The following is a 3,591-nucleotide window of genomic DNA, read 5'->3' as shown; positions in this document are numbered from 1 at the left end:
CAGTCCAGCAGCACCGCGTCGGCGCCGCGCTCGTCGAACAGCATCAGCGCGTCCCCGCCGCCGCCCGCCTCGCGCACGGCATAGCCCGCCTCTCGCAGATAGCCGCACACGGCGGTGCGGGCCACCGGGTCGTCGTCCACCACGAGGATGGTGGGGATGCGTTCCGCGGGTTGGCGAGGGTCCATGGAGGTCTCCTGTGCTGGGGCGCTCTGCCGGGGTTCTCTTAGGGGGTGCGGGGGAGCAGCAACCACGCCGGCCCCGGCGCATCCAGATGCCCCGCCACGGCGGCCGCGCGGTCACCCGCGCCGCAGAACAGGTCGATGCGGTAGCCCTTGATGGCCCCGCCGGTATCCTGCGCAAGGCCAAGGCCGGTCACCGCGCCGCCGCCAGCGGGCTGGGGCACCGGGGTGGAAAAGGCCACCAGCGCGCCTGAAGGCAGCACGGAACGGTCGGTGGCCAGGCTTACCCATGGGGTCAGCGGCCTGCCCGTGCACCCCAGCGGCCCGCTGGCGCTGCCTTCCTCCATCCGGAAAAAGACGTAGCTGGGGTTGGTGTTCATGAGTTCCCGCGCCTGCGCGTGGTGGCTTTCCAGCCACTGGCGGATGGCGGGCATGTTCACCCCGTCGGGCGGCAGTTCGCCCCGTTCCTTCAGGATGCGCCCAATGGACACGTAGGGCCGTCCGTTCTGCGCGGCGTACAGCACGCGGGCCTCGCTGCCGTCGGTAAAGCGGACCCTGCCGGAACCCTGCACCTGCAGGATGTACACGTCCACCGGGTCCGCAGCCCAGGCCAGTTCCAGCCCCTTGCCGCGCAACGCCCCGGCGTCGATTTCCGCGCGGTCGTAATAGGGGCGCAGGGTACGCCCCTTGGGGCCGTTCACCACTCGGTAGGTCATGCGCTGCTTGCCGGAACCGGACGCGGCCACTTCCGTCACGTGCATGTCCGGCGGGGTGCGATAGATGGGGTGGGAGTAGCCGGGCGCGGGGGTGCGGCTGGCGCGCAGCACCGGCTCGTAGTAGCCGGTCCAGGCGGTGTCCACGCGCAGCCAGCGGAACCGTTGGGCCAGCAGGCCGGGGTTGGCGTCCAACTGGGGCAGCAGGCCGGACAGCTGGCGCAGGGCGGTCATGAAGTCCGCGTTGGTCACGCGCACGCCGGACCGATCAAGAGCCACCCCGCCAGCCGGGCGGGTGGCCATGTAGGAAAGGCTTTGGGCCAGGGCCGGGGCCAGATCGTTCCACGAGGCAAGCCCCTGGCTGCGCGGGTCCATGGCCGCGATGGCGGCGCGAATCTCGTCGGGCGAGGCTTCGGTGTAGGCGGGCAGCGGCGGCAGCGACAGGGCCGGACGCGTCAGGGTCGAACGAGTCTGGGCCGAACCCTGCCCCGCCGGGGGCACTTCCGGCTCGGGGACCGAAATCCGTGGCGCATGCGAGGCACAGCCGGAAATGACCAGCGCCAGCAGCAGCGCCCCGGCGGCGCGGGCGCATGGGGGCACACAGACGCGCCCGAATACATATGAACCGGATGCGGCAGCAGGTGGGACAGTGGATGACACTGTGGTCAAGGACGAGGCCATGGAGCGGGGCAGGCCGCGCACGGCTTTGGCTTTCACCACGAAATGGCGTACGAATCGACACGCCGCACTACGCGGCAGGAGGTTGCGAAACATATGGACGGCTTTCCCGTGCCGGAAATCTGGTTGGCCCATCGCGTGTCCTACGGTGAAACGGACATGATGGGTGTTGTGTACTATGCGGAATACCTGCACTTCTTCGAGCGCGCCCGCAGCGAATTCATCCGCTCGCGGGGCATGGGCTATGCCACCGTGGAAGAACGCGGCATCATCCTGCCGGTACGCGAGGCACGCTGCCGCTACCGCAGCCCGGCCAAATTCGACGATCTGATCCAGGTGCGCGCAGGCATCAGTGAATGGGGCCGCGCCTCGCTGACCTTCGTGTACGAGATTCGGGACGAGGGACGCAACAGGTTGCTTGCCGACGGCATGACCCAGCACGCCTGCATCAACCCGCAAGGCAAGCCGGTGCCGGTGCCCGACTGGCTGAAGAACCTGTTGGAATAACCATCCATTCGGACGCTCACGCGCACATGCGGCGCACAATCTGACACACTTCACGCAACGAATGTGCCTGCTCGCTTGACTGGTCAGTGGACCGAGCGTAGGGCAAGGCCCATGTTCCTCGACGTCCACACCCACGCCTTCCATCCCAAGATCGCGTCCAAGGTCCTGCAACAGCTGGAATCGCACTACGGCATCTCGCCCGTGGGCGAAGGCGTGGTGGAAGACCTGCTGCCCCGCGCCAAACGCGCCGGGCTGGACGGCGTGGTGGTGCACTGCGCCGCCACCGCCGCCGCGCAGGTGGTGCCCGCCAACGCCTTTGCCGTGGAATTGCAGCGCCACCACCCGGAGGTGGTGGCCTTCGGCACCGTGCACCCGGAATATCAGGACTGGGAACACCAGTTGGACCGGCTGCGCGCGGCGGGCATCCGGGGGCTGAAGCTGCACCCGGAATTCCAGGGCTTCCGCCTGGACGACCCGCGCCTGCTGCCCATCATCGAGGCGGCGCAGGACGACTTCGTGTTCATGTGCCACATCGGCGACAAACTGCCCCCGGCGGAAAACCCCTCCTGCCCGTACAAGCTGGCCGCCCTGCTGGATGCCTTTCCGCGCGCCCGGTTCATCGCCGCGCACCTAGGCGGCTACCAGCACTGGCAGTACGCGCTGGAAGCGCTGGTGGGCCGCGAGGTGTGGATGGACACCTCCAGCAGCCTCTCGTTCATCGACGACGCCACCCTGCACGCCATCTTCGACCGGCACGACCGCGAGCACATCCTGTTCGGCAGCGACTATCCCCTGTTCGACCCCGCCGACGAATGCCACCGCCTGCAACGGCGGCTGGACCTTTCCGACGGCGAAATAGAGGTGCTGCTGTCCAGCGCGGCCACCCTGCTGGGGCTCGACGGGCAAACGAACGCCGCCGCGCCCGGCACATAGCTGCGGGACACGGCGGCACCACGTTCGACGCCCGACGCTCCATGCGGCGAGCGGGTCGCCTCTCTGCCGGGTAACCGGCATGACCCCACGGCATGACGCCGCCGGAGCGCGCGGGGGCCTGCCCCCGCCGGATCACACCAACTGCAAGTATCCGATGAAATTGTCGATGCCGCGCAGGCGGCAGTCCGCGTAACGGCGCACGTAGTCCTCGAAGGTCATGCGCCGCCCATAGATATTGTACGTGGCGTCCGGCCCGCCGAATGCCAGCCCGTGATGCGCGGCCACCTGCGGGTGGATGGGCAGTTCGAACTCCGGGTACGGATCGGTGAAGCCGTCGCGCACCGCCTGGGGCAGCGGGTCCATGCCCAGCGCCGCCAGCACGCCTTCCGCCACGTGCAGCACCAGCCGCCGGTTGGGGTGGTTGATGGTGGCGAACAGTCGTTCTTCCTTCCACAGCGTTTCCACCAGTTCCACCGTGGGGGCCACCGCGGCAGGGATGCCGCCCGGCAGCACGCGCCCGGCAGCGTCGTTACCCCGGTCAAGGCCATGCCCCCCGCCGTCGCCACCGGCCCTGCCCCGCT

5 protein-coding genes are annotated in these 3,591 nt (G+C 68.9%); 2 read left to right on the top strand and 3 right to left on the bottom strand.

All coding sequences use genetic code 11. The annotated features are described in order from the left end of the window. The coding region (locus tag FVW27_RS10490) for a response regulator (protein WP_341806124.1) at positions 1-185 on the bottom strand (185 nt) is incomplete at its 3' end. A gap of 38 nt (positions 186-223) precedes the next feature. Further along, positions 224-1,492, bottom strand: a complete 1,269-nt coding sequence (gene mltA, locus FVW27_RS10485; protein WP_341806123.1) for a murein transglycosylase A — start codon at positions 1,490-1,492, stop codon at positions 224-226. 174 nt (positions 1,493-1,666) lie between these two features. Here mltA and FVW27_RS10480 point away from each other — a divergent pair, with 174 nt between their 5' ends. Both FVW27_RS10480 and FVW27_RS10475 read left to right on the top strand, forming a co-directional pair. Then, on the top strand, positions 1,667-2,077 hold the full coding sequence (locus tag FVW27_RS10480) for an acyl-CoA thioesterase (RefSeq protein WP_167124947.1): 411 nt from the start codon (positions 1,667-1,669) through the stop codon (positions 2,075-2,077). 111 nt (positions 2,078-2,188) lie between these two features. Beyond that, positions 2,189-3,010 (top strand): amidohydrolase family protein, encoded by an 822-nt coding sequence (locus FVW27_RS10475; RefSeq protein WP_167124946.1) that lies wholly within the window; start codon positions 2,189-2,191, stop codon positions 3,008-3,010. A 132-nt stretch (positions 3,011-3,142) separates the two neighbouring features. Here FVW27_RS10475 and FVW27_RS10470 read toward each other — a convergent pair. After that, a partial coding sequence (locus FVW27_RS10470) for a WcbI family polysaccharide biosynthesis putative acetyltransferase (protein ID WP_243838339.1) occupies positions 3,143-3,591 on the bottom strand: 449 nt, incomplete at its 5' end.

It is taken from the genome of Nitratidesulfovibrio liaohensis (assembly GCF_011682075.1).
In the GTDB taxonomy this organism is placed as follows: Bacteria; Desulfobacterota; Desulfovibrionia; order Desulfovibrionales; family Desulfovibrionaceae; genus Cupidesulfovibrio; species Cupidesulfovibrio liaohensis.
Note: the sequence above shows the minus strand (reverse complement) of the source record. Positions and strands in the feature narration are given on the sequence as shown.

Coding starts and splice junctions, on each gene's coding strand:
- FVW27_RS10480 (WP_167124947.1), top strand. CDS start 1,667: ATGGACGGCTTTCCCGTGCCGGAAATCTGGTTGGCCCATCGCGTGTCC.
- FVW27_RS10475 (WP_167124946.1), top strand. CDS start 2,189: ATGTTCCTCGACGTCCACACCCACGCCTTCCATCCCAAGATCGCGTCC.